This is a genomic window from Neochlamydia sp. EPS4 (assembly GCF_000813665.1).
Taxonomy (GTDB): domain Bacteria; phylum Chlamydiota; class Chlamydiia; order Chlamydiales; family Parachlamydiaceae; genus Neochlamydia.
In genome coordinates this window covers 1-26777 of record NZ_JSDQ01000026.1, presented here as the reverse complement: position 1 = coordinate 26777, position 26777 = coordinate 1, and the positions used below count along the sequence as shown (strand labels likewise).

The following is a 26777-nucleotide window of genomic DNA, read 5'->3' as shown; positions in this document are numbered from 1 at the left end:
ATTTGCTACCGGATAAAAAGGCATGTTATTTTTATTCTTCTTTATTAATTTTTTTTAGAGTAGAAAAAATTAATATTCAAAGGTTATAGAGAATATTCTAAGGGAAAATATTTGCCTTTCGCTTAAGGAAGCCAAATGATAGAAAAGATTTACTAAAATTAAAGGAATTAAGGAGGATAAATAACGATTTTCCCCATTTAAATGATGAGATGCAGGTAAAAAAGCTTTAATTGGCTTTCTTAACGCCTAATGGAAAGGTGATTGTAAATTATTAGAGCTATATTCTATGATGCCTGAGCTAAGAAAGATCAAAGGTGCTCTAAAGAGGATGAAGCAATAATGGCAAATGCACTGCAATGGATTGATTCGCATGCTCATTTAACAGATTCTACTTTTACGGCTGTTGATTCACTTTTACAACGCGCGCAGCATGCAGGAGTGCGCTCGGTTATAAATATTTGCACAAGTATTAGCACCTTAAACGCAGGTCTAGAATTAGCTAAAAATTATCCATGGATTTATAATGCGGCCGCTACACCTCCTCATGATGTAGAAAAAGAAGGCGAAATCGTTTTTGCTGTGATTGCTAGGCATGCACGTAAAGGCCATTTAGTCGCCATAGGTGAGACGGGACTAGACTACCATTATTATGCTTCTTCGTCTGCTATTCAAAAAGATTTCTTGCGGCGTTATTTTCACTTAGCCTTAGAATGTAAGTTGCCCGTAGTGATTCACTGTAGAAATGCTTTTAAAGATTTCTTTGAAATTTTAGATAAAGAATATAAGAGTAGCAATGGTAAACATCATCCCGGAGTTTTGCATTGTTTTACGGGCACTATAGAGGAGGCTGAACAGGTCATAGAGCGAGGATGGTACTTATCAATAAGTGGGATATTGACCTTTAAAAATAGCGAAGAGCTGCGCCAGATTGTAAAGAGGATACCTCTAGAAAAGTTGTTGATAGAAACAGATGCGCCTTATTTAGCACCGCAGTCTCGACGGGGAAAAATAAACGAGCCTGCTTATATAGTAGAAACAGCTCAAACTATTGCTCAGCTAAAAGATATCTCTTTGAAAGAATTAGCAGACCAAACAGTAAGAAATGCTTGTGAATTATTTAAAATAAAAATTTGATAAAACTTTTAAAAATTGTAAGATTAAGTTAATATCATGCACAATCACACGTTTATATGGTTAATGTATGGCGAATAATATTATGCGCATTTGCAGCTTAGGGGATCATTTTTGGTATCCTGAAATAAATAAACAGATTAATTTGCTTATAAAGCATCCTAGGCACCATATAGAAGTGGATTGTAGAACTCTTTATAAAAAGCATTCAAAAACGCTTAGCGCTCGGATTACTGTAATTGCTTCTAAAATTTTTCATAGTCTGAAATTGTTTTTTCTTTCTCAATACCGACTAGCTTTTGACCGCGCCGTTAAAACTCTTATTTACTCAGAAGAAATAAAAACCAAAGTAGTCAGCAAGCCCTCCATTGCTTCGGAGCCTGAGTCTCTTAAGTCTTTATCAGAAGATGATTCTTTTAAACCTTTAACGGATGTACTGACGGCTGAAAAGATTGCAAAAAGAGAGCAGCTAGCTTTATTCAATAAAAAAAATCAGGCAGCCATAGCTATTCAGAGATTTTATCGCAAAATGAAGTTTATTGATAAAAAAATAGAAGAAGAAAAAGCTTCCAGAATCCATGTTCTAAATGCTTTTTACGCTTTAATGCAATATAGTGTTCATAAAGAGAACCTTAAAAGATTGGATGAAAATCTTAATTCTCAATGGCATATAGTAAGGTTTTTTAAGAGCGAGAGCGATCTTGATCAGCATATACGCCTGACAGCTTTAGAGCAAATGAAGACTTTACGAGAAAAGTTAGTAGAAAACACTAGAATTTCTTCTACTTTAAAAATAAAAATCGATGATGAGAATCTGGCTCCGGAGATCGTTTTAAAAGAAATTAACCGCGAGATCAGCATTCAAGAAACAAACTTGGCAAAAATTGATAAACGTATTATAGAGTTGAGAAGTCAAAAAATAGCTAAGTAGCAATAAAATAAAAATCATTTAAGCATTTGTTTATAAAAAGTCTAGTGGCTGCCTTTTTTCTCTTATGAAAAGACTTTAAGCTTTTTACTAAAGAGGCTGTTGTTTTAAATGGCTTATAAGCCTTACCAGGAAATGCAAAGTGGCTGAAAGCACATAGACAGATTAAGCAGGTAAGACAAATAGGTAGAAAGCTTAGATTTTTTTAAACTCTCTACTTGATAGGCTAACTCGGCTCCTAACAAAAATCTCTTCCCTCCTTATTAGAAAAATTTAGGAAATCATGAAATATATACTTTTTTTAATAGCTACCTTGAGTTGTTTAAATCGTTTAGTTGCTGCTGAACCTCTTTATAATTTGAAGGAAACAGAACCTAGCGTAGTAGTAAAAAATGAACTTAAACGTTTAGATCAACTCATCTTTGTCACTGAAATGAATTTAGAACAGCAAAAAGCTTTGCGGGAACTTTTTCTTTATTACCAGGATCGACAATCTTCCTATTTACAAAATCCTCAGGATAAAGAATCTACTTTACATATGGTAAGAGCTGCTTATCAATTGTTAGAAGCTATAAAAGCCAACCATCTGCTCCAGACTTTTGATACAGAGTTTATTAGTCAATTGACTTTCTTTTCACAATTTGCCACTAAACAGGGAATCCCCAGTCCTTAAGAGCCATGGATATTATTTACTATCTTGATCGAAAAAATGGCAAGCGTGAAATAGAAAAAGTGTATGGGGCCAGAGCCCTTAAGCTTTTATATGGTCACGATTGGATCAGCAAACTAGTAGGGCCTGTGCTTTTACATAGTTTAGTAAAATATTCTTTTTTCTCAGCCTGGTATGGTAAATGGCAAGCTTCGGTTAAGTCTAAGAATAAAATAGAGCCTTTCATTCGTGAATTTGGCTTAGACCCGCTAGAATTTTTAGAAGAAGTTTCTTATTTTAAGTCTTTTAATGATTTCTTTATTCGCAAGCTTAAACCTACAGCTCGCCCTCTTGCTTTGGGAGAGGATGTGGCTATTATTCCTGCTGATGGACGTTACTTATTCTACTCCGATCTATCCCAAGTAGATGGCTTTATCGTCAAGGGAGAGAAATTTGATTTAACAAGTTTATTAGACGATGCTGATTTAGCCGCGCACTATGCTAAGGGAGCGATGGCCATCGCTCGGCTTTGTCCTACCGATTACCATCGTTACCATTTTCCCTGTGATTGCGTGGCTGGCAAAACAAAAATCATTAATGGTTGGCTTTACTCTGTCAATCCTGCGGCCTTAAAAAAAGATATTCATATTTTTACTAAGAACAAGAGGACTCTTTGTAAATTAGCTACATCCTCCTTTGGTTGTATCTTGTTTTTAGAAATCGGAGCGACTAATGTAGGTAGTATTCACGAAACCTATCAGCCTGATGTGCTGCAAAAAAAAGGAGATGAAAAAGGCTATTTTTCATTTGGCGGTTCTTCCTTAATCTTATTATTTGAGCCTGGTAAGATTCAATTTGATCAAGATTTGCTAGCTGCTAGCCGGCAAGGTTTAGAAATTAAATGTTTAATGGGCCAGAGTATGGGAAAAGCACTTAGCTAACATGGGCAAATCTCAGATGGCTCTCAGCCCTCAATTTTTAATGAATTTTTTAAAAGCTTATAGAGCTTATACGCTTTTGAAGTACTTCTTATGCAGCTCCGTACTTTATAAAAGTCCTTTCCTTAAGGAGAGAGATAGCTTGCAGAGGGTTAGATATATAGACTAAGTTTTTTTTAAGCGTATTATCCTTTCCTGCGCTTTAGGTAAACCTTCTTCCTTACCTTATTGTATGTCTAATTCTTAATCCAAAGTCTCCCAAAGCAACAAACTTTCCCTAGATTCTGTTGCATGCATGAAAGGGAGGCTGAATGTTTATCTAAATAATCTATTTTTTCTTTTAAAGGATACCTTAAAAAAGGAACACTTAAGCCTGCATTTTAAAAAGAAAAAGTTTCCCTTTAACGATTTTCTAACTTCTTAAAGGTTTGGTTTTTTCAATGGATGATCGCGTAAGAAGCTTCCTAAAAGCGCATAAGCAAAGAAAAAGCTTTTGAGGCTTATTTCTAGAGTTTATGCACGTTGCTTGTATTAAAAGCAATTTTTAAGTATTCTTATCTTCTTAAATGCCTAAAAAAGTTGAGATATCATGTTTGGATTTTTAAAAAAAATTTTTGGTTCGGCTCAGGATCGTCTAAGACGAAAATATTTTAAAATAGCACAAGAAGTTAATGAGTATGATGCTAAGTTTCAAAATTTAAGTGATGAGGCACTACGGGCAAAAACGCAAGAGTTTCAGGAACGATACAAAAAAGGTGAAACATTAGAGCTTTTACTTCCGGAAGCCTATGCCGTGGTAAAAAACGCTTGTAGGCGCTTAGCAGGCACAGAAATTCACGTTTCAGGTTATCATCAGAAATGGGATATGGTCCCTTATGATGTACAGATAGTAGGGGCTATTGCTTTACATCATGGCTCAATTGCCGAAATGCAAACTGGCGAAGGTAAAACTCTAACGGCAGTAATGCCTCTTTATCTAAATGCTCTTACTAAAAAACCTGTTCATTTGGTTACTGTTAACGATTATCTAGCTCAGCGTGACTGTGAATGGGTAGGAACTGTTTTTCGTTGGTTGGGATTAACCACAGGTTCTTTAACAAATGATACGCCAATGGAGGAACGTAAAAAAGTCTATCTTAGCGATATTGTTTATGGAACTGCCTCTGAATTTGGCTTCGACTATTTACGCGATAATTCCATGGCTTCTAGTAAAGAAGAGCAAGTTCAACGCGGCTATTACTATGCTATTATTGATGAAGTGGACTCCATCTTAATCGATGAAGCTAGAACTCCCTTGATTATCTCAGGGCCTGTACCTGTTAGCAGACAAATGTATGATGAGCTTAAACAAAGCGTAGCAGATATGGTACGCTTCCAACGCGACTTATGTAATCGTCTTGCTTCTGAAGCTAAAAAAACTTTAGATGTTTTAAAGCCTAATGAAGGTTTTTCTGCAAAAGCAAAGCGCGATAAAAAGGAAGAAGAACAAGAAAAAGAGGCTTATCGCAAGCTGTGGTTAGTAGGTAAGGGCACGCCTAACAATAAAATCTTAAAACGTTTGAAAGAGGATCCAGATGTTCGAGCGGCTATTGATAAATGGGATTTATACTATTATTCAGATCCTAATAAAGAAGAAAAGCATACAGCTTTAGCAGAACTTTATATTCTCATCGATGAAAAAAGCAATGAGTATGAATTAACGGACAAAGGGATTAATCTCTGGAAAGAGGTCGTAGGCAGTGAGCATGGCGATGACTTTATCATGCTAGATATTAGCCATGAATACTTGCAAATCGATGAAGATACCTCTTTAGATGAAACGGCTCGAGTGCAAAAAAAGTTAGAAGTGCAAGAAGAGGATGCTAAGCGGAAAGAACGAGCGCATAATCTTCGCCAGTTATTGCGTGCGCATCTACTGATGGAAAAAGATGTCGATTACATTGTCCAGGATGATAAAATTATTATCATTGATGAAAATACCGGACGCCCTCAGCCTGGTAGGCGTTTTTCTGATGGCCTGCATCAGGCTATAGAAGCAAAAGAAGCCGTTTCCATCCAAAAGGAGACGCAAACGTATGCGACTATTACTTTACAAAACTTTTTCCGTATGTATGAAAAGATAGCAGGGATGAGCGGAACTGCGGTAACAGAAGCTAATGAATTTAAGCAAATTTATAAATTAGACGTCCTGGAAATACCTACTCATAAACCTTGCTTGCGCAAAGATTTCAATGATGAAATTTATATGACTGAACGTGAGAAATACAGCGCAATTTTAAAAGACGTTCGTGAGGTGCATGAAGCTGGCCGTCCTCTTTTAATTGGAACAGAATCGGTTGAGGTTTCAGAGAAACTTTCCCGTATTTTTAAACAAAACAAATTAGAGCACACGGTTTTAAACGCTAAGAATCACGCCAGAGAAGCGGAAATTATAGCGAGTGCGGGTAGACGTGGAGCTATTACTATTGCCACTAATATGGCAGGCCGAGGAACAGATATTAAACTTGAAGCTGGTGTCGCTGGGATAGGGGGCCTTTATGTCATGGGGACCACTCGTCATCAATCACGTCGTATTGATCGCCAATTGCGGGGCCGATGTGCTCGTTTAGGAGATCCTGGTTCATCTAAATTCTATGTTTCTTTTGAAGACTCTTTATTGCGCTTATTTGCTTCTCCTCGCTTGACAGCTGTGTTACAGAAATTTCGTCCTCCTGAAGGGGAGCCGATTTCTGCTTCCATGCTTAATAAATCTATCGAAACTGCTCAAAAACGTATCGAGCAACGTAACTATACAATTCGTAAGCATACACTAGAGTATGATGATGTGATGAATAAGCAACGAAAAGAAATTTACTCTTTCCGCAATGATATTTTACATGCGCTAGATATTAAACCCCTTGCTATTGAAGTTTTAGAGTCTGTCTGCCAAGCAGCCGCGGAGAAGTATTTTAAAAATCGCGGAGAGGAGAACGGATGGAATCCAGAGGGTTATCGTCATTGGCTAATTAGCCACTTTCCTGTAAGCTTTCCTGAAGGGCACTTCGATGATGAACACGCCGATATGATAGATCTTGAGAAAAAAGCGATTGATCAAATCGTAAAAGCCTTTAATGAAAAATATGAACGTGAAGATCTAAAAGCTCCTGCCCAAGCTGGCCAAGGGGAAAAGCTAGTGCCTGCTACCAGACCTGTTAACGAAGCTATTCGTAATCTAATGATTCGTAAGCTAGATCAACGCTGGCAAGAACATCTATTAGCTATGGATCATTTGCGCTCGGATGTTAACTTGCGCACGTTTGGTCAGCGCGATCCTTTGATGGAGTTTAAGCAAGAAGCTTTTATTCTTTTTGATGAATTAGGTAATTTATTAAGAGGCGAGATTGCCCAAGGACTCTTTCGTTTTGAAATCTTAACGCAGGATCATCCTGCTATCCAACAATTATTAAGCCAGATGCGCCTTGAGACCCAACGCTCGTTGGTCGCCGACTTAGATGGGGACTCTCTACCTGCTCTTTCCACGAATAATAATGAAGAAGCAAGGGAAAGCAATGCTCCTGCTGTTCGCTTACAACCCTTGGTTGTCGAGCCTAAGGCAGGACGCAATGAAAGTTGTCCTTGTGGCAGTGGTAAAAAATATAAAAAATGCTGTGGCCTTCAACAAGAAGTGGGAGAGCAAGTTTCTTAAAAGCATGGATTAGGAGCTCTTCTCAGCAAAAGGGCTCCTTTTTTTCCTTGTATCTTTTAAGGTTTCGGATTAAGCAAAAAATTTTAGGCAAATCTTTTAGAGTTTATGAGACCAAACAGCAGGCAGTCACTCTCATTCTCACCTGGATTATCTTTAGTTTATTTTATCATTTTAAGAAAGAAGGGGAGTTGCTTAATCTTTTAAAGATCTTATTTCTCATCCTAGGTGCTTTGTTGAGGAAAAGCAGCTTAAAGGCGCTCATTTTCTGGACAGAAGAAGGCTTAAAGTTAAGGAAAAGAAAGGTGAACGAAGAAAACCTTATAAGGTAACTCAAAGGTTTCTTGTGTAACTAATCAGCACTCCTACCCCTTAAATCTCTTAAAAGTAGCTCTACCTGCTAATCCAAAGAGCGCATCGCTCGCCAGCTTAAAAAGATTAAAAGCCCAGCAGTACCTAGATATAAAAACCAATAATTAGCATTCCATTGCAGAGTTAGGATGCCTTCTTGAGAAAAACTGAATAAAATGATCCCAAAAATAAGAAAAACAGAGCCTGTGAGCAATAAAACAAAAGGTAGCAAAAAGCTTGTTGGATAATTAGCAGAAGAAGTGGCTGCTTCTGAGTCTTCTTCTTCCTCAGAAGCTTCTTCGTCTACTTTATTGATATCATAAGTTGCAGAGGAATCTTGACGATAAGAAGGAAAAGGAGCAATATGGGTCAAGCTTTTATCATGTTGGGTAAGAAGAGAAGAAGAGCTTAGATACACACCACAATAAGGGCAGTTCTCATCAGAAAATGCGACACGACCTTCGCAATTCCAGCATAACTTCTTTTTGGGTAGGGCGCTCATAACTGGCTCTGTGTTAAAAGGGTTAAAAACAATTTCATGGCCTTATTTATAATTTCTTGCAAGAAATAAATCAACTGATGTTAAGGAGTTTACTTGTCTAACTACTTTGCCAGAAGCTACTTTTTCTATCTACCATTGTGTGTAATGATTGGATTATTTTATGGCTGTGCTGCTTACAAGTATCCTACAGAGTGTTATTATGTTGAGCCTCCACTCCTTTTAGAACAGGAAGAGAGGCTTTTATATGATACTTATCATTTTCAAGCTTCTTCTCATTGGCTTTATTACCTAATTCCTCGACACCGAAGCCAAATCTATTGGTATGATGTAGGCCATTGGTGCACATGGGCTCTTTTTGGAAATGATGATCATGGACTTTTTGCTGAAGCCCAACTGCCCTTGTTTAAACCTTGCAGGCCTACTAGCTTTCTTAAGGCTTTTACATGGATGGTGCGCAATCCTTTACATAACTTCTGTCATTACGTGATAGGGAATGCTGGATGTGTAAATGACGAATTTACCCTTCTAAAAATCAATAAAAAACATTTTTCTTGCTTGCATTATGAGTCAGTAGCGCGCACAGTTTTTGCTGGTCGTTATACATCTTTTTACTTAGGGTTACATGGAGGAAAGCCATTCATCTCTTTACGTTTATCCTACGGGCCTAAATGGAAAAGTGATTTTTATATTGGATGGCGTGAGAGGGGAAATTTTGGAATAAAATTTTTGCCCTTAACTAAAAACTCTTTAGTCGTCTGGGAGAATCTTCCTTATGAAGATGCAGAATAAGGGTCTCACCCTTGATAAAGCTCTTTTATTCTAGCCTTTCTATACCTATAGCTTAAGCTTAACGTTCATTCTTTACCCCTCACCTGTAGGGGTGTAGTACTCGGAACAGTTGATAAAGCAAGAGAAAAGAAGATGGAAAATAGTTCAAATCATCTTGAAGGGGTAGCTATAGGGGAAGGATCAGCATGTGATCCGGCTGCTATTCACACGACGCAAGGTGGCAAATCTATAGTGCTGATGGATGCAAAGAAATAAGAAGGTGCCTACTTAAAGATGGATTCTTTCTAAAGCTTTAATTGGCTTGCTTGGAAATTTACACTTACACTCAAGAGGCTGAAGAGTTCGGCATCAAGCTTGAAAAGCTAGGTTTTGATTATGCGCGCATGGTAAAAAGAGGGGATCTTGGCAAGATGATGAAAAATCTAGAAGGATTAATAGCTTCCCAACTTATTAAACTTATAGGGGGAATTGGAAAATTCATTTCTCTAGAAACCCAAGCAATGCGAGAAGACAAATGAGTGCTTAGCTTGAGAAAAAAAATTATTGCCACTTAAGAAATGTTGCATTGTCTTTTGCCGCTAGAAAGTAAGGAGGTTTTTACGGTCCTTACTAAAGCTTTTTGAAAAGTTAACATCATAATAGACACAAAGGAATAAAGGTAGAAGGGATTGACAAAACTTCAGAAGGTGCAGCAGGCGGAAGGAAAGAGTAATACAGCGAAGATGCTATGGGTAGTTTTAGGCCACTTTATGAATACCTCTAAGGTTTGTTTAGAAAAAGGTGAAGTCAGTTTTAATGAAAAGGATTTGATTTCTGTAAATGTTAGTATGGAAACAAATGTTCCCGGCATTTATGCTGTGGGTGAAATCGCTTCTAACTGGTGTTTACCTCATGGGGCTACACAGCAAGGTTGCGTAGCTGGTCGCCATGCGGCTGGAAAAGAAGCCTATACGCAGTATGAGGCGACCCCTCATGTGGCTTTTGCATGCCCGGACATTGCTCCAGCTGGAGTGTCCTTACAGGGGGCTTTAGAAAGGGCATCAAGCAGCGGTAGAAGCTTTTCCCTTGCATGCTTTAGACAAGTCTCAGGCTACGTATCAAAGGGAAGGATTTACACAAATAATAAAAGATAAATTTATAGGGAAAAATCTAGGTGCTCCAAGCTGTGGGCACAACGCTTCTATTATAATAGTGCAAATGAGCTGGACGATGGCGAATAACTTGACTATCGAGCCAATTAAAAAGATTATTCTATTTAATGGGGGGACAGAGGCTTGGCTAGAAGCTACCTTTATAGTAGCTGATGCACCTTTACATTTTCCTTCTAAAATATAAAAAAAGCAGGCTTAATTCTTATGAATTCCTTAGAACTGTTTGATAATACGCCCAGGATAAAAAAGAAAAAATTAAACATTCTTCCTGTTAATCCTGACGTGGCCCACCAGGATAAAGCTGTTGGCCTTGGACGTTTCCCTTCTTGGTTACATCGTAAGCTCCCTCCCGGAAGCAACGTATGGAAAACAGGAAATATCTTTAACCAAAATCGCTTGCACACAGTTTGCGAGGAAGCCAAATGCCCTAATCTAATGGAATGCTGGTCTAAAAAGACAGCGACCTTCTTGGTGATGGGTAAAGAGTGCACCAGAGCTTGCGGTTTTTGCGATATTGATTTCTCAAAAGCTCCTCAAGCATTAGAAGCTGATGAGCCCCAGCGTGTAGCTGAATCGGTATTAGCGCTGGGCTTAAAGCATGTGGTGATTACTATGGTGGCTAGGGATGATTTGCTTGATGGAGGTGCCGAGCATTTATCTAAGGTGATTGAGGAAATTAGGCGACAAGCTGGTGAGGTTACCATTGAGGTCTTAACCTCTGATTTTGCCGGTGAACATGCCTCCTTAGATGTTATCCTAAAAGCCTGCCCTGAAATTTTTAATCACAACTTAGAAACGGTGCGGGCCTTGACCCCTCGCGTACGTCATCGAGCAACTTATGATAACACGTTGAAGGTGTTAAGCTATGTAAGGAAACAAGGACCCCAAGGCCTACTTCTTAAGTCAGGAATAATGGTAGGCTTAGGGGAAAGTGAAGCGGAAGTTTTTGAAACGCTTAAAGATTTAAAAACCGTAGGCTGTGATATTATTACCCTGGGGCAATATCTACAACCCCAAAAGAACAAGTTGTTAGTTAAAGAATTTATTACTCCTCAACAATTTAAAAAATATGAAGAATATGGATATTCCTTGGGAATCAAAAATATGTATTGCGGACCTTTTATTCGCTCTAGCTATAATGCTGAAGCGGTTTGGAAGCAGACGTGTAAAGGAGAAAAACAATGAGAGATGAAGAGGCAGCTATCGAAGGTTTACCTTTGGCTAATGCATTAGATCATGCGATTCTTATGCACCGAGAGGTGCATTTCGGAGGAAAGTTTGATGTCATGCTGGATTATTATCTTAATGAAGGAAAAGGGGTAAACCCTGAGTTTGAATTAGAAAGCATTCATACGTTAGCCAAAATAGAAAAGCAAATGAAAACAGATTTGGCTCCTTTAATGCTTGCAGGGACGGAGGCAGAAAAAATTGCAGAAGCTAAGACAGCTTACAAAAAACTTAGAAGCTTATATGAAAAGCCTAAGCCGACCATGAAAAACATGCTTTTAGTGGCTGATTTAATTTTATCTGAAGATTTAGAGGCTGCCCAAGAAATTGAAGCGATTGTTCAGGAGAAAGGAGCTATTGTACCTGCTTTAATAGAATTGCTCAAAGCAGAGGAATTTTACGATCCACTTTTTCCAGGATATGGTTTAGCGCCTTCATTAGCTGCCAAATGCTTAGGAATGATAGGCGATAAACGTGCTATTATTGCCTTATTCGAATCCTTAAGCCAAGGAGATTTTTTTGAAGAAGATATTGTGTTGGCAGCTTTACGTGCCATAGGAAAGCCAGCCAAAGAGTTCTTGTTAAAAGTTGTGCATGGTCGTCCTATTAACGAGGACAATGAAAGAGCAGCTATTGCTTTGATTGCTTTTAAAGAAGAGGAAGATGCGGCCAAAGCATGTTTAGAAATGTTAAAGGATTCTCAAGTTCGTAAGGATATTCCTTTGGCAACCTATTTGATTTTAGCTTGTGAAGGCTTAAAAAGCTTAGAGGACCGTACAGCTTTTCAACTTCTTGCACAAGAAAGTGGAATGTCAAAGATGCTTATGCAAGATATTCATGCCGTTGCTAGCCTATGGGAAACAAGCCCCAGGGGACTTTAACGAAAGATGGGTGAATTTACCTTTTCTTTCACAGGCTAGGGGTTATACACTAATACTTAGGAGGGTATAATGAAGAAAATAAGCTTTAAAATACTTTCTTGCAGGTTTTAAAGGAGCGGAGAGAATATTTGGCCTTCTACCTATAGATAGATCTAAAGGCACGTTGTTCCCTGCTAAAGCAAGAAGAATGCTAGGTGCGTTTCATGTATGTTTTTCTAGTGTTTTGAGTTTAAAGTAGAGTGTAAAGAGCTGTTTTTTGATATTTTCTTGTATGCCTTGTTTCTTTTTTTTTACCTATGGTTTAAAAACGCTTGATAATAGACATCAGTTTTAATAAGGAAGCCGTATAATGAATCCTAGCTCTTCTATCACTATCGCGCATTTACCTAATGAAATACTAGCCCCTATCTTAAAGGATTGTGCTAGCCCCTCGTTATTTAGCGTTTGTACAAGATGGAGACGACTGTTAGCTACTGAAGTCATGCCCTCTCTTTATAAGCAAATAGGTAAAATACATTTTCCTCAAGGGGATATTTGCAAGCAGGCTTTTATTTTAGATAAAATTTATAAGCTAGAGGATAGGCTTTCTGAAGGAGAAAAAGCCAAAGCAATCTTCAAGCAAACCTTTGCTCTAGCTAGATCTCTTGCTCCTGCGGAGCTAGAATTTAAATGGAGAACCGAGGAAAAGAGATGTTTTACGCTGGCTAACTATGCCTCTTATCTTATGAATATTAATCGTCTATTAATGTGGAAAGCATTGCCTGGTGGACGGGAATACTTAAGCCAAGAAAAAATTAAGTATTTGCCTTTAGAAAAACAAGGAGAGCTGTTTGGGAAGTGGATTGAAAACTATGGCAAGGAGATTACGATAGTAAACTTAAGAGGAATCGGCTTGACTCTTTTACCTCCAGAAATATGCCAGTTATCTCAGCTTCAAGAGCTTAACTTAAGCCAAAACCAGCTGACCACTCTTCCTGCAGAGATTGGGCAATTCTCTCAGCTGGAAGCTCTTTATTTAAGCAGCAACCAGCTCACCACTCTTCCTGCAGAAATAGGACAGCTCTCACAGCTTAAAGCGCTTATTTTAAGCACTAACCAGATTGCCTCCCTTCCGACAAAATTGGGACAGCTCTTGCAATTGCTATGGCTTTACTTAAATCAAAACCAGATCACCGCTCTGCCTGCAGAAATTGGGCAGTTATCTCAGCTGCAAGAGCTTAACTTAAGCCAAAACCAGCTGACCACTCTTCCTGCAGAGATTGGGCAATTCTCTCAGCTGCTAAGCCTTTGCTTGGACTGCAACCAGTTTGCTTCCCTTCCGACAAAGATAGGACAGCTTTCGCAGCTGCGGACGCTTAGCTTAAATTACAACCAGCTTACCTCTCTTCCTGTCGAGATAGGGCAGCTTTCGCAGCTACGAAGGCTTTACTTAGAGAACAACCAGCTTACCACCCTTCCTGCAGAGATGGGGCAGCTAGCTGAACGGCTAAATCTTAAGCTAGACGGAAATCCGCTGAAAACTATTCCTAATGAACTAGAAAAACGCTTTGGGTCGTAGCTGAAAAGGTATCTATCTTCATCATTTATAACATTAAAAGGGCAAATTGGCAGGCTCAGAAGCTTTAAAGATATAAAAAGCCTTTGGTTTAATATAAAGGCATAGGATCTAAAGCTCTGTTTTTTTGCTAAAGTTCAGGAAGAATTTCTTCCAGCTTTTTATACTCTTTCACATTCAACACTTAAATATTGAAAATTGATTTCTACCATTTTTTTGCTTATTTTGTTTTTTTCATGTATAGACGATACTTCTACAAAGCGACTAAAAACATGTACACATCTTAAAGAGGCTATACTATGAATCCTAGCTCTTCTATCACCATCGAGCATTTGCCTAATGAAATGCTAGTCCCTATCTTAAAGGTTTGTGCTAGCCCCTCGTTATTTAGCGTTTGCACAAGATGGCGACATCTGTTGAGCACAGAGGTAATGCCCTCTCTTTATAAGCAAATAGGTAAAATGCACTTTCCTCAAGGAGATATTAGCAAGCAGGCTTTTATTTTAGATAAAATTTATAAGCTAGAGGATAGGCTTTGTGAAGGAGAAAAAGCCAAGGCAATTTTTAAGCAAATCTTTGCTTTAGCTAGCTCACATTCTTCTATGGAGCTAGAATTTAAATGGAGAACCAAGGAAAAGAAATGTTTTACGCTGGCTAACTATACCTCTTATCTTATAAATATTAATCGTCTATTAATGTGGAAAGCACTGCCTGGTGGACGGGAATACTTAAGCCAAGAAAAAATCAAGTATTTGCCTTTAGTAAAAAAAGGGAGGTTTTTCAGAGAGTGGATTGAAAACCATGGCAAAGGGATCACAACAGTTAATTTAAGTAGGATCGGCTTGACCTTTTTACCTGCGGAGATAGGGAAGCTTTCTCAACTGACAGACCTTGACTTAAGTGGCAACCAACTCACCAGCCTCCCTGCAGAGATAGGGCAGCTTTCCCAGCTGCTAAACCTTGTCTTAAACCACAATAAACTCACCAGCCTTTCTGCAGAGATTGGGCAGCTTTCCCAGCTGCAAATTCTTCACTTACAATATAACCAGCTTACCAACCTTCCGGCAGAGATAAGGCAGCTTGCCGAGCTGCTAAAACTTGTTTTAGACAACAACCAACTCACCAGCCTCCCTGCAGAGATAGGGCAGCTTTCCCAGCTGCAAAGCCTTTACTTAAGCGACAACCGCCTCTCGTCTCTTCCTGCAGAGATAGGGCAGCTTTCCCAGCTGCAAAGCCTTTACTTAAGCGGCAACCGCCTCTCGTCTCTTCCTGCAGAGATTAATCACCTTTCTAAGCTGCGCTTACTTGACTTAAGCGGCAACCAGCTTACCAGCCTTCCAGCAGAGATAGGGCAGCTCTCTAATCTACAAGAGCTTTACTTAAGCAATATCAAGCTTACCAGCCTTCCAGCAGAGATAGGGCAGCTTTTCCAGCTGCTACATCTTCACTTAGACTTTAATCAGCTTACCAGCCTTCCAGCAGAGATAGGGCAGCTTTTCCAGCTGCTACATCTTCGCTTAGACTTTAATCAGCTTACTAACCTTCCAGAAGAGATAGGGCAGCTTTCCCAGCTACAAACACTTAACTTAAGGAGCAACCAGCTTGCTTCTCTTCTGGTAGGGATAGGCCAGCTTTCCCAGCTACAGAGACTTTACTTAGACTATAACCAGCTGACCTCTGTTCCTGCACAGATAAGGCAACTTACCCAGCTACAAGTACTTCACTTAAGGGGCAACCAGCTAAATTCCTTTCCTACAGAAGTAACGCAGCTTTCACAGCTACAAAATCTTTACTTGCAGGTCAACCAGCTGACCTCCCTTCCGGCACAGATAAGGCGGCTGTCTCAGCTACAAGGCCTTTTCTTAGGCAGCAACCAGCTTGCTTCCCTTCCTGCGGAGATAGGACAGCTATCGAAACTTCAAGAGCTCCACTTAAGCGGCAACCAGCTTACCGCTCTTCCTGCAGAGATGGGGTGCCTTTCTGAACTGCAAAAGCTTGATTTATGCGATAACCAACTTACCTCTCTTCCTGTAGAGATAGAGCAGCTACCTAAACGGTTAAATCTTAAGTTAGATGGAAATCCGCTGAAAAGTATTCCTAGTGAACTAAAACAGCACTTTAGATTGTAAACTTTGTTTGTCTTGTAAGTTAATTAAGGATAAAGAAATAGAAAAAGTTATGCTTGAAGGAGTAAGGAAGGATTTGTTAGCTTTTTGTTGGCTGTTCTGCCTATAAGACAGGCTTTTCTAGGATAATAGACTTGCTTTTCCATAGGCCAGAGGCATAGCGCCAATAGTAGATGATCACTGATCCTATACTAAAGAGAAGCCAGAAATAGAGCGCCACTTCTACGGAAGCTTGAATTTTTACTACAAAGAAGTAAACAGGAACAACCATCAGTATCCATACGCTTAAGGATCCTGCAATTAATAAAAATGTAGTATCGCCAGCTGCTGTTAAAATTCCTGATAGCAACCAGCGAATGCCTTCGAAGAATACATAAATGAGAGTAGCATATAGACAATTCATAAGTTTTATTTCAATAAAAGCCCTATATTCAGGTGTAGCATAAGGGAGAAATTGGTCGATAAGCAGAGGGTGAAAATAGACAAACAGGGTAGAAATAACCAATAAAAAAAGTAGATGAATACGTATACCGGCCTTTAATACATGAGAAATAAACCAGGTGCGTTTAGCACCAATAAGGTTTCCGCAGATAGTGGTAGCAGCTTTACTCACTCCTTCTGCAAAAAAAAGCAGCAGCATAAATAGACTTTGGCAAATTCCTGCTATAGTAATATGTACTTCGCTCAACCTTGTCATCATCTGATAAAAAGCTGCCCAACCCATGATTTCTATTAATGCAAACATTGCTCCTGGAGAACCAATTTTAAAACATTGCCAAAAAGCTAAAGGGCGAAAGTAAAAATTTCCTGTTCCCTTTTTTTCTCTATTTTCTTTTTTAAGGAAAAAGTAAAAGAGGACAAGCATCTGAAATAAAGATCCTAGGCTTGTGGCAATAGCTGCCCCCAGGATGCCCATTGAAGGCACCACTCCCTCGATGCCAAAAATAAGAGAGATATCTAAGAAGACATTAATAATATTGGCACCAATCGCTAAAAGAGTAATCAATTTAGTTTGGCCTTGCCCTACAAAGAAGCCACTGAGGGCGGCATAAGCAGCAAAAGTGGGGCCAAATAATAGCATCCAGCGCATATAAGTTCTTTCCATGGCTGTTTCTGGGGAAGAACCGTAAAACCATTCGCTTCCCCATATAGCCATAGGAATAAAGAAAAGGAAAGAAAAGAGGGAAAGCCAGATCATTTGCCAAACAGGCTCACCCATACGGTTAAGCTGTTGAGCACCGTGATATTGAGCAACAAAAACTTCAGTAATGTTGGTTAGCACCACCCATCCAAAGAGTAATCCCCACCCTAAAGTAGAAGCATTGACAGCAGAATTGAGGGCGGCTGTAGAATAATGGGCTAACAGTAACCTATCGACAAAAAGCATGAGCATCATGGAAAAAGAGGAAAGCATGAGCGGCAAAGAGATAGAAAAAAGCTCTCGAAAGCTGCCTTCTTGATATTTAGTAAGTGCCATAGGACCTTATGAAAGCAAAGGTATTTTAAATTTTATGTAAAATTAAAAATGGTCATAAAGAAAGAGATTACATCAGTAAAAAGGCTTCTTGGCAGATACCATAACAAATGAGCAGGGGATTGTAAACAATTTTTATTGAGAAAAGTCTCCTTGTTTTTTAAAAGGTAGGAAGAAAGCTTTTAATGAAAAAGATAGAGGAAGGTAGATAGGTTAAATAAATTATTTAAATTCCTTGGTAAGCTTTAAAGAGGAAATAGGTGTTTTTTTCCTTAGCCTTCAATTGAGCAGCAAGTAAGAGGGGGTTTTTAGGATAAAAACAAGAAAAATAGAAAAAGCTTCTTGCTTTCTTTAAATCTATCACTTTTAGTGATAAGCTTGTTGACTTAAGAATATTTAAATAACCTTGTCGTGTCGAAAATTGGAAAAATGCTAGAAGGACACTCCAAATTTTATATGAAGACAATAAGGTTGTAATTGCCTAGGGTTTTTAATCAAAGTAAGCCTAGCTTGATAAAGCTCTATCTTAAGGAGAGGCTTGATTTCATTTTTTGCAAGAAAGAAAGTATAGCAAAAATATATCAATATGCTAGGATGCATTTAATAACAAAATTGAGATATAAACATGTATAACCTCATTACTTTAGCTTCCCATCAAATGTTACGCTTTTTTGCCTATTCACTTCTCATCGCTTCTTCCTTTCTATTCACTAGTTGCGAGTCGCAAAAGACAATTGTCAATAGTTTAGATGAAAGAGAAGCTAATGAAATTCTTGTGTTTCTAGAAAGCAAAGGAATCAATGCCAATAAGATGCAATCTACAGGGGGAGGAACGGGTGCTTCTAAAATAGTTTTATGGGATGTAAGCGTAAATGAAAAAGATGCTATTCAAGCCATGGCCTTGCTAAACCAAGCTGGCTTACCAAGGAAGCGTAGTCAAAATCTACTTTCCATTTTTTCTAATGTAGGGTTAGTGCCTTCTGAAAGACAGGATAAAATCCGTTATGAGGCTGGACTAGCCGAGCAGATTGCTAGCGTTATACGTAAGATAGATGGTGTTTTAGATGCAGAGGTTCAGCTTTCTTTTCCTGAGGAAGACCCTTTAAGCCCAGGGAAAACTAAGGGCAAAATCACAGCTTCTGTATATGTAAAACATAATGGGGTGTTAGATGATCCTAATAGTCATTTAATTACCAAAATCAAACGTTTAGTGGCCGCAAGTATAACAGGGTTAAATTTCAATGATGTAACGGTCATTTCTGATAGAGCACGTGGAAGCGATCTATCTACCTCATTCTTATCGGGCGAGCATGAAGAGAAATCTTATGTGAGCATTTGGACAATTGTTTTAGCCAAGGAGTCGGTGACACGTTTTCGAGTAGTGTTCTTTACTTTTTCTTTTCTTCTTTTACTTATGGCTGTGTGTTTAATTTGGTTAACCTGGAAGATTTATCCTTTATTAAAAAGGCATGGGGGTTTTAAAGAACTGTTTCATCTTCAACCATTAAAAATTGGGCTTCCTGAAGAAGAGAAAACCCAGGACACTGAAGAACCTGCGGAAGATAAAAATTCCTCGGAAGATAAAGGTTTGGTTGATAAAGATGTTGATGAGACATAAGGCTCTTTACTATGCATACCAAAACCCAAATTCTCATACGTATTTTGCTAAATCGCTTTCATCCTAAGACATCTCAAGAATTTCTTAAGGGGTTGCCAGAAAATGAAGCAAAGCAAATTATTGAACATCAAATAATTACGGCAGATGTAGATCCTATCTTTGTTAAGCCGCATGAATTTCTTAAAGAAATCCATTATTCTTGGGTAGCCCCTTATGTCCAAAAGTTCCCTACTCATCTTCAAAACCTTATGGTCTCAGCATTGCCTAATCCTTTGGCCGCTAGCTTAAAAAAATATTTAAATATTAGTGACCCTTCTGTGTTCATGCCTAAGCCTGCGAGGGCATTTTTTATTAGGAAGCTATACGATCAGGTTAAGCAAACTGAAATTCTTTCGCCCGCTTTTTTGCCCAAGCAAGATTTATCCATATTGCTAGCTTTATCGCGTAGGGAAATTATTTACTTAATTGATTTTTTAGGTTTATATGATTTAGCGGAAGAATTGCGTCATGTGGTAGACAAGAAAAGCTTACAAAAAGTCTATGCATGTTTAGACAGTAAAAAAATACAGTTTGTTCGTCTCTGCTTACATCAAAAAAGTAGGTTCATTGCTGCTAAAATGGATCTGCAGAAATGGAAAGGAGAGAGCACTGAGCTACAACGAAAGATTCACCAGCGAGGCCTTTACCGCTTAGGAAAAGCTTTAAGCGGCACTCACTCTCATTTTATGTGGTACTTGCTAAGGAAATTGGATATAGGGCGTAGCGCTATTATAGAAAAACACTATAAACTACCGAGTAGCCCTGCTGTAACTTCGGTGCTTATCCAACAAGTGATAAATGTTATGAACTTTTTAAAACCGAAGAGTGAAATGTGAAAAAGAAATTTTTTTCCCTGATCCATGGCAATGGCGTTCATGTAGCTCCAGAAACACGTGTTATTCCTGCTGAAGAGTTTTCGCAAGCATTGGAAGCTTACCAACTCATGGAAGAAGTAAAAAAAGATGCCCTCAAGTATAAGCAAGGAGTAGCTGAAGAAATCGAAAAACTTAAGGAGCAGGCGCAAAAAGAAGGATTTGAGGAAGGTTTTAAGAAATGGGTAGAACAAATAGCTAAAGTGGAAGAAGAGATTATAAATGTACGTCATGAAACAGAAAAAGTAGCTTTACCCATTGCATTAAAAGCTGCTAAGAAGATTGTCGGCCGAGAGCTGGAGCTATCCGAGACTGCGGTTGTAGATATTGTTAGCAATAGCTTAAAAGCGGTAGTAACACACAAAAAAATCACCATTTACGTAAACAAAAAAGATCTTGAAGCATTAGAGAAAAATCGCCAGCAAGTTAAAGATCTCTTCGAAAGTCTTGAAACGTTGATAATTCGAGAACGTGCAGATATTGAATCGGGCGGATGTATTATTGAGACGGAAGGGGGTATTATCAATGCCCAGCTTGAAAATCAATGGCGTATTATTGAAAATGCTTTTGATAGAATGATGAAACAACATGAGAAGGCGGCACAGGGGCATGGCTAAAACTAAAGCAATTATTAAACGTTTATTTTCTTTAAACTGTCTGTCATGGATGTTAGTACTAGCTCTATTATGTATGATCTCTCCTGAATGTTGGGCCCAAAGTTCTCCTCCTCGGAGTACCACTTCGATAGAAGCTGGAAAAGCTGTAGTAAGGCCCGGCGAGAAAACCCCTGCAGAAAAAGAGCTGGATATACGGTTTGATAATTTTAGAAAACCTTCCTTGATTACTCAGGCGGCGGTATTATCTCTTTTGGCTATGCTGCCCTTTATAGTGATGATTTTATCTTCATTTATGAAAATCGTCGTCGTCTTGTCGCTTTTGCGTAGTGCGCTTGGTGTCCAACAATCGCCTCCCAATCAAGTGATCAACGGGGTTGCTTTCATGCTGAGTATCTATGTGATGTATCCTACGGCTTTAAAGATGTATGATGCCTCGATGCAGGTGGTTAACCAGCAAGCTGCTCCAGAATCCCTTATTTCTGCAGGATCTTCTGCATATATAATGGCTTTAGTGGAAGCAGGGAGAGAGCCTTTGCGTGATTTTTTGAAAAGAAACTCTTCTGTTAAGCATCATGCCTTGTTTTACCGTATGGCTTATCGCGTTTTACCGGATAATTATCGACCCACGCTAAAGCCTGATGATTTTATGATTGTAGTGCCAGCTTATATTACTAGCCAGCTTAAAGATGCATTTGAGATAGGAGTGCTCATTTACATTCCCTTCTTTGTCATAGACCTAGTCGTATCGAACGTTTTATTAGCGATGGGTATGATGATGCTATCTCCCGTAACCATATCTATGCCTTTAAAATTATTTTTACTTGTAATGCTAGATGGATGGACGATGTTAATTGAAGGCTTGGTAAACACTTTCCGCTAAGGATCAGATTATGTTTCAAACACAGGTTATACAGCTTGCTTATCATGCTCTTTTGCTGATTCTTATCCTTTCAGCACCACCCATTTTGGTGAGTATGTTTTTTGGGGTGATCGTAGCGATCTTTCAGGCAGCCACACAAATTCAAGAACAGACTTTATCATTTACTATAAAATTGGTGGCGGTAACGCTTACTTTGATGATTTTAGGTGGATGGTTGGGAGCTCAAATCATGGAGTTTGCAGGGGATATATTTTCCCACTTTGCACAGTGGAGTTTAGCTTCTCAAGGGTGATAAACAACTTGTAAACACAATTGCACTTTCCCGTGGTTTTATTTAGCCTCTAAAGATTACTCGTTAAGATAGAGACAAAAAATATAAGAATTTCATAATGGCTGAAGCTACTGACAGTTTTATAGCGTTATTTTTAAATAGCGCCTTCAATACCGAAGGGGGATTGCTCTCTTTTGTTGCGCTTTTCTTTTTATTCCTCTCACGCTTTTTCCCTATTCTTGTGCAATCACCTTTTTTTGGAGCAAGGGTGATGCCTCAGCCTGCAAAGGTGGCTCTAGGGATTGGTCTCTTTATCATCTTTTTACCGCAACTGCTATTAGTTACCCATAAAATTGATTTCAACCTAAAGCTAGTTTTTTTAATATTTAAAGAGCTGTTTGTAGGGACAATCATAGGCTTCCTCATTAGCTTGCCTTTTGTTATTGTGCAAAGCGCTGGCATTATTATTGATCACCAGCGGGGGGGAGCCAGTTTAATGGTTAATGATCCGACCATTCAAAATCAATCTTCACCTCTAGGAACGTTGTTCAACTACGTGATGATTTGGATATTTTTTATGATCGATGGTCCTTTTTTATTCATGGAGGCTATCCTTACTTCTTATGAAGTGATTCCTGCTGATCAAATTATCAATTCCAAATTTTTTGAACGATCCTCAGTATTCTGGGCGAACGAGATTGCCCTGCTAAATAAAATAATGGTCATCAGTATTCGTTTGGCATCACCTGCTTTAATCATGATTATGATGACAGACTTCTTTTTAGGAATTGCTAACCGCCTAGCCCCGCAAGTTCAAATTACTTTTTTAGGCATGCCTTTAAAATCATTATTAGCCCTATTAATTGTATGTGTAGGCTGGAAAATGCTGAATGAAGAAATGGCTAAGCAAGGCTATGTATGGATAAATGAAGTGATCAACATGCTAAGAACGATTAAAGGGAGCGTGAGTGGATTTAATGAGGTGGGAGCAATAGTATCATGACTTTTCGCCTGAAAATCCCGGTTTCAAAAACAGGTGAGCGGTTAATACATAGCCTGGCAGAGAACTCTTGAGTATAAAAGGCTTTTAAAGCGTTTATTTTCATTGGGTAAGGTTATGCTAAGAAAGCCATCTACTTAATAAAGAACACATTTATCGTAGAATACCAAATGCTCTTTTAACTTTATAGGTTATGAAGACAGCAGCCTTTTCAATTACAGCTTAAAACGTTGCTTTACTTTCATTGAAATATTTTCTAGGAAGTTTCCCTCTAAGTTAATAGTTAGCCATTCTGGTAGCTGCCCTATATCTGTGGACACGGAGGTAAGCTGTTTGTCGTTTAAGTAAAGGTATTTCAGCTGAGATAGCTGCTCTACCTCTTTAGGGATAATGGTTAGCTGGTTGATGCTTAAGTCAAAGCTTTGCAGCTGCGATAATTGACTCCTCTCTATAGGAATGATGGCAAGGAGGTTGTCGCTTAAGTGGAGTCTTTGCAGCTTTGATAGCTGCCCAATCTCTGTAGGAAGGAAGGTAAGTTGGTTGTTCTACAAGAAGAGCAATTGCAGTTGGGATAGCTGGCTTATCTCTATAGGAAGAATGATAATCTAGTTGCTGTTTAAATGAAGGTGTTTAACCTGAGATAGCCGACCTATCTCTATAGGAAGGGTGGTAACCAGGTTGTCACTTAAGTGAAGCTTTTGCAACTTGGATGGCCGCCCGATTTTTGCAGGCAGACTGATGAGCTGGTTTTGATCTAAGTGCAGATTATTTCTTTAAAGATAAGATGGCTAAAAGTTTGCTATTCATTTTAGTCTACTCCAATTTAAAAAGTACTTACAATCATTCTACAATTGAAAACGCTGCCTTATTTTTTCGGCGATATCCTTTAAAGGATTTTCTGCTAATTCAAGCGTTTGCAGCTGAGACAGTTGCCCGATTTCTGCAGGAAGACTGGTGAGCTGGTTCTGGTTTAATTGAAGCCGTGTCAGCTTAGACAGCTGCCCGATTTCTGCAGGCAGAGCGGTGAGCTGGTTTTGATTTAATTGAAGCCATCGTAGCTTAGACAGCTGTCCGATTTCTGTAGGCAGAGCGGTGAGCTGGTTTTGATTTAAGTAAAGCCCTTTCAGCTGAGACAATCGCCCTATTTCTGTAGGCAGAGCGGTGAGCTGGTTTTGATTTAAGATAAGCTGTAGCAACTGAGACAGTTGGCCTATCTCCGAGGGTAAATAAGTCAAGCCTGCTTTAGATAAATCTAAAACCATGATGTTTTTACAATTTTCTTCAATCCAATCTCTAAGAAGCTCTCCTTTTTTCTCTAGAGGCAAGTGCTTAATTTCTTCTCGGCTCAAGTATTCTTCCCCACCAGGAAGTTTTTTCCAAAGTAAAAGGCGATTAATATTTAAGAGATAAGAAGAGTAATTAGCCAGCGTTAAGCCTCTTTTTTCTTCCGTTTTCTCTTTAAATTCCAAAGGAGAAAAAGACTTGGCTAAAGTAAAGATTTGCTTAAAGATTGCATTTACCTTTGCTGCTTCAGAAAGCTTTTCTTCTAGCTTATAAATCCTATCTACAATAAGAGCCTGCTCCTTAACATTTCCTTGGGGAACATGCACTTTACCTATTTGTCTATAAAGAGGGGGCATGACTTCAGAAGCTAGCAGATGATGCCATCTTTTACAGACGCTAAATAAGGAAGGAACTACGCAAGCCTCTAAGATAGGGAGCAGCAATTCATTGGGCAAGCTTTCAATAGAGGCCGAAGAGATAGGATGCATTTTATTTCCTTGGGTAGGGATGACCTTTTATTATTTTTGTTTTTAAAAGACAATATAAAAAATTAAAAAAGCAAGTCAAATGAATTCGTGCTCTTATCAATGAAAAGCAACTCATAAATGATCTACCACGCTTTACTTTTAGACAGATTTAAGGAAAGGGGGGAGACCTTCCAAGCATTTAGGAGCAGCCACGGGTTTTGGGGATTAAGTGATGCGGCAGTCTTGGCTTGGCTAAAAGAATGAGATTGATTCTTTGCCTTGTTTGAGAAAAACGGCTCTTTTTGGTGTCTTGTTTTAATTCTTATACCGCGCAGGACCTCTTTAAGGTTTATACAAATTTTTAGTCGTTAAGAAAATGTGAACGAGAATGAGACATGAAAAAAAATGTTAAGCATCGTTTTTAAAATTTTACCTACTTTTTGCCTCTAAACATACAATGAAAATATACCCAAATCTGCTCAAAATTCTCTTGCCCTACTGTAAGTGAAAACCTATCTTTAGCTGCTAGGCCCCTATAAGGGGCCACATGTTCTTTATATCTTTAAAATCTTCTAATCTTATCACTATCTTCCTTTTAACAAGCTAAGTGATCCAGATACAAACTTTTCAAGTTATAGGCCAAGCCATTACCTTATATCCTCAGGAATACTTTTTAATGGATTTCCCTTTAGATCAAGATCTAATTCCTTTGATATCTGCCCCTATCTCTATCGGAACAAAGATAAGCTGATTATTTTTTAAGTCAAGCACTTGCAGCTGCAATAGCTGTCCTATCTCTGCAGGAAGAGTAGTAAGCTGTTTGTCGTGTAAGTCAAGTTCTTGCAGCTGAGAAAGCTGCCTTATCTCTGTAGGAAAGGTGGTAAGTTGGTTCTTGCTTAAGTCCAGGTATTGTAGCTTGGATAGCTGCCCTACCTCTTTAGGGATAATGGTTAGCTGGTTGATGCTTAAGTCAAAGCTTTGCAGCTGCGATAATTGACTCATCTCTATGGGAATGATGGAAGGCAGGTTGTTGCTTAAGTGGAGTTGTTGCAGCTTTGATAGTTGCCCAATCCTTTATAGGAAGGGAGCCAAGCTGATTATTATCTAAGTTAAGGTGTTTAACCTGGAATAGCTGACCTATCTCTATAGGGAGGGTGTTAACCAGGTTGTCACTTAAGTGAAGCTTTTGCAACTTGGATGGCTGCCCGATTTTTGTAGGCAGACTGGTGAGCTGGTTGTGATTTATGTGCTGATTACTTGTTTAAAGATAAGATGGCTAAGAGTTTTTTATTTCATTTTAGCCCACCCCGATTTAAAAGTACTTATGGCCATTCTACAATTGAAAACGCTGCCTTATTTTTTCGGCGATATCCTTTAAAGGGTTTTCCGCTAATTCAAGCTTTTGCAGCTGAGACAATTGACCCACTTCTGCAGGCAGGCTGGTGAGCTGGTTTTGATTTAAGTGCGGATTACTTCTTTAAAGATAAGGTGGTTAAAAGTTTCTTATTTCATTTTAGCCCACCCCAATTTAAAAAGTACTTGCTATTCTACAATTGAAAGCGCTGCCTTATTTTTTCGGCGATATCCTTCAAAGGATTTTCCGCTAATTTAAGTATGATAAGCTGAGACAATTGCCCAATTTCTGCAGGAAGACTGGTGAGCTGGTTGTGATTTAAGTCAAGCCATCGCAGTTGAGGCAGCTGCCCAATTTCTGTAGGCAGAGTGGTGAGCTGGTTTTGATTTAAGTAAAGCCATTGCAACTGAGACAGCTGCCCGATTTCTGTAGGCAGGCTGGTGAGCTGGTTTTGATTTAATTCAAGCGTTTGCAGCTGAGACAGTAGCCCGACTTCTATAGGCAGAGCGGTGAGCTGATTTTCGCTTAAGTAAAGCTTTTGCAGCCGAGACAATTGCCCAATTTCTACAGGCAGACTGGTGAGTTGGTTTTGATTTAAGAAAAGATATTGCAGCTGAGACAATTGACCTATTTCTGCAGGTAGGCTGGTGAGCTGGTTTTGATTTAAGTTAACCCCTTGCAGCTGAGATAGCTGCCCGATTTCTGCAGGCAGAGCGGCGAGCTGGTTCTGGCTTAAGTTAAGCCGTGTCAGCTCAGACAACTGCCCGATTTCTGTAGGCAGACTGGTGAGCTGGTTTTGATTTAATTCAAGCGTTTGCAGCTGAGACAATTGGCCTATTTCTGAGGGTAAATAAGTCAAGCCTGCTCTAGATAAATCCAAAGCCGTGATGCTTTTACAATTTTCTTCAATCCAATCTCTAAAAAGCTCTCCTTTCTTTCCTAGAGGCAAGTGCTTGATTTCTTCTCGGCTTAAGTATTCTTCCCCACCAGG

Annotated in this window: 26 protein-coding genes; 20 read left to right on the top strand and 6 right to left on the bottom strand. The window is 38.9% G+C overall.

Translation table 11 applies throughout. From position 1 onward, the window contains the following. Window positions 1–339 precede the first annotated feature (339 nt). The 5 genes from DB42_RS01715 (at window position 340) to secA (ending at window position 7331) form a co-directional block, all read left to right on the top strand. Window positions 340–1134: a TatD family hydrolase gene (locus DB42_RS01715; RefSeq protein WP_044881456.1), complete on the top strand. Its 795-nt coding sequence runs from the start codon at window positions 340–342 to the stop codon at window positions 1132–1134. Window positions 1135–1201: 67 nt separating this feature from the next. Next, the gene (locus DB42_RS01710; protein ID WP_044881455.1) at window positions 1202–2062 is read left to right on the top strand and encodes a hypothetical protein; all 861 of its coding nucleotides are present in this window, start codon (window positions 1202–1204) and stop codon (window positions 2060–2062) included. Window positions 2063–2342: 280 nt separating this feature from the next. Then, window positions 2343–2732, top strand: coding sequence for a hypothetical protein (locus tag DB42_RS01705; RefSeq protein ID WP_044881454.1), 390 nt, complete (start codon window positions 2343–2345; stop codon window positions 2730–2732). 5 nt (window positions 2733–2737) lie between these two features. Beyond that, window positions 2738–3649 (top strand): archaetidylserine decarboxylase, encoded by a 912-nt coding sequence (asd, locus tag DB42_RS01700; RefSeq protein ID WP_044881453.1) that lies wholly within the window; start codon window positions 2738–2740, stop codon window positions 3647–3649. A 586-nt stretch (window positions 3650–4235) separates the two neighbouring features. Then, window positions 4236–7331 carry a preprotein translocase subunit SecA gene (gene secA, locus DB42_RS01695; RefSeq protein WP_044881452.1) on the top strand — a complete coding sequence of 1032 codons (3096 nt, stop codon included), beginning with the start codon at window positions 4236–4238 and terminating at the stop codon, window positions 7329–7331. 397 nt (window positions 7332–7728) lie between these two features. On the opposite strand, the gene DB42_RS01685 is transcribed toward secA, so the two are convergent. Continuing rightward, the gene (locus DB42_RS01685; RefSeq protein WP_044881450.1) at window positions 7729–8181 is read right to left on the bottom strand and encodes a hypothetical protein; all 453 of its coding nucleotides are present in this window, start codon (window positions 8179–8181) and stop codon (window positions 7729–7731) included. A 93-nt stretch (window positions 8182–8274) separates the two neighbouring features. On the opposite strand from DB42_RS01685, the gene DB42_RS01680 reads away from it, so the two are divergent. The 9 genes from DB42_RS01680 to DB42_RS01650 all read left to right on the top strand — a co-directional run bounded on the left by DB42_RS01680 (window position 8275) and on the right by DB42_RS01650 (window position 15913). Next, on the top strand, window positions 8275–8970 hold the full coding sequence (locus tag DB42_RS01680) for a hypothetical protein (protein ID WP_130589659.1): 696 nt from the start codon (window positions 8275–8277) through the stop codon (window positions 8968–8970). Between the two features lie 132 nt (window positions 8971–9102). Beyond that, complete coding sequence (locus tag DB42_RS11675; protein ID WP_255359350.1) at window positions 9103–9225, top strand: hypothetical protein; 123 nt, start codon at window positions 9103–9105, stop codon at window positions 9223–9225. Window positions 9226–9275: 50 nt separating this feature from the next. After that, window positions 9276–9488, top strand: a complete 213-nt coding sequence (locus DB42_RS01675) for a hypothetical protein (protein ID WP_155117372.1) — start codon at window positions 9276–9278, stop codon at window positions 9486–9488. Between the two features lie 150 nt (window positions 9489–9638). Then, window positions 9639–10103, top strand: a complete 465-nt coding sequence (locus DB42_RS01670) for an FAD-dependent oxidoreductase (RefSeq protein WP_044881448.1) — start codon at window positions 9639–9641, stop codon at window positions 10101–10103. Continuing rightward, window positions 10036–10305, top strand: a complete 270-nt coding sequence (locus DB42_RS11785) for a hypothetical protein (RefSeq protein ID WP_155117371.1) — start codon at window positions 10036–10038, stop codon at window positions 10303–10305. The genes DB42_RS01670 and DB42_RS11785 overlap by 68 nt, the downstream gene beginning before the upstream one ends. Before the next feature lie 20 nt (window positions 10306–10325). Further along, complete coding sequence (gene lipA / locus DB42_RS01665) at window positions 10326–11306, top strand: lipoyl synthase (RefSeq protein ID WP_080502671.1); 981 nt, start codon at window positions 10326–10328, stop codon at window positions 11304–11306. Continuing rightward, window positions 11303–12229: a hypothetical protein gene (locus DB42_RS01660; protein ID WP_044881447.1), complete on the top strand. Its 927-nt coding sequence runs from the start codon at window positions 11303–11305 to the stop codon at window positions 12227–12229. The genes lipA and DB42_RS01660 overlap by 4 nt, the downstream gene beginning before the upstream one ends. Before the next feature lie 349 nt (window positions 12230–12578). After that, entirely contained in the window at window positions 12579–13787 is a 1209-nt protein-coding gene (locus tag DB42_RS10225; protein ID WP_052435901.1) for a leucine-rich repeat domain-containing protein, read from the top strand. Window positions 13788–14083: 296 nt separating this feature from the next. Then, window positions 14084–15913: a leucine-rich repeat domain-containing protein gene (locus DB42_RS01650; protein WP_052435900.1), complete on the top strand. Its 1830-nt coding sequence runs from the start codon at window positions 14084–14086 to the stop codon at window positions 15911–15913. Window positions 15914–16013: 100 nt separating this feature from the next. On the opposite strand, the gene DB42_RS01645 is transcribed toward DB42_RS01650, so the two are convergent. Then, window positions 16014–17387: an MATE family efflux transporter gene (locus DB42_RS01645; RefSeq protein WP_044881446.1), complete on the bottom strand. Its 1374-nt coding sequence runs from the start codon at window positions 17385–17387 to the stop codon at window positions 16014–16016. 622 nt (window positions 17388–18009) lie between these two features. On the opposite strand from DB42_RS01645, the gene sctJ reads away from it, so the two are divergent. The 6 genes from sctJ to DB42_RS01615 all read left to right on the top strand — a co-directional run bounded on the left by sctJ (window position 18010) and on the right by DB42_RS01615 (window position 22684). After that, entirely contained in the window at window positions 18010–19002 is a 993-nt protein-coding gene (gene sctJ / locus DB42_RS01640; protein ID WP_080502670.1) for a type III secretion system inner membrane ring lipoprotein SctJ, read from the top strand. Between the two features lie 11 nt (window positions 19003–19013). Next, window positions 19014–19877 (top strand): hypothetical protein, encoded by an 864-nt coding sequence (locus DB42_RS01635; RefSeq protein ID WP_044881445.1) that lies wholly within the window; start codon window positions 19014–19016, stop codon window positions 19875–19877. Further along, window positions 19874–20530 (top strand): HrpE/YscL family type III secretion apparatus protein, encoded by a 657-nt coding sequence (locus DB42_RS01630; protein ID WP_042241705.1) that lies wholly within the window; start codon window positions 19874–19876, stop codon window positions 20528–20530. Before DB42_RS01635 ends, DB42_RS01630 begins: the two co-directional genes overlap by 4 nt. Next, window positions 20523–21410 (top strand): type III secretion system export apparatus subunit SctR, encoded by an 888-nt coding sequence (gene sctR, locus DB42_RS01625; RefSeq protein ID WP_232044353.1) that lies wholly within the window; start codon window positions 20523–20525, stop codon window positions 21408–21410. Before DB42_RS01630 ends, sctR begins: the two co-directional genes overlap by 8 nt. 10 nt (window positions 21411–21420) lie before the next feature. Continuing rightward, window positions 21421–21702, top strand: coding sequence for a type III secretion system export apparatus subunit SctS (gene sctS / locus DB42_RS01620; protein WP_042241710.1), 282 nt, complete (start codon window positions 21421–21423; stop codon window positions 21700–21702). A gap of 97 nt (window positions 21703–21799) precedes the next feature. Further along, a complete protein-coding gene (locus DB42_RS01615; protein ID WP_044881444.1) occupies window positions 21800–22684 on the top strand; it encodes an EscT/YscT/HrcT family type III secretion system export apparatus protein in 885 nt (294 codons plus the stop codon). 602 nt (window positions 22685–23286) lie between these two features. Here DB42_RS01615 and DB42_RS11105 read toward each other — a convergent pair. The 4 genes from DB42_RS11105 to DB42_RS10210 form a co-directional block, all read right to left on the bottom strand. Then, window positions 23287–23445 carry a hypothetical protein gene (locus tag DB42_RS11105; protein ID WP_130589658.1) on the bottom strand — a complete coding sequence of 53 codons (159 nt, stop codon included), beginning with the start codon at window positions 23443–23445 and terminating at the stop codon, window positions 23287–23289. Between the two features lie 81 nt (window positions 23446–23526). Further along, window positions 23527–24453 carry a leucine-rich repeat domain-containing protein gene (locus DB42_RS10220; protein ID WP_052435899.1) on the bottom strand — a complete coding sequence of 309 codons (927 nt, stop codon included), beginning with the start codon at window positions 24451–24453 and terminating at the stop codon, window positions 23527–23529. A gap of 672 nt (window positions 24454–25125) precedes the next feature. Further along, complete coding sequence (locus DB42_RS10215; RefSeq protein WP_052354543.1) at window positions 25126–25434, bottom strand: leucine-rich repeat domain-containing protein; 309 nt, start codon at window positions 25432–25434, stop codon at window positions 25126–25128. Next, entirely contained in the window at window positions 25403–25678 is a 276-nt protein-coding gene (locus DB42_RS10210; protein WP_130589656.1) for a hypothetical protein, read from the bottom strand. The genes DB42_RS10215 and DB42_RS10210 overlap by 32 nt, the downstream gene beginning before the upstream one ends. Window positions 25679–26777: the final 1099 nt, after the last annotated feature.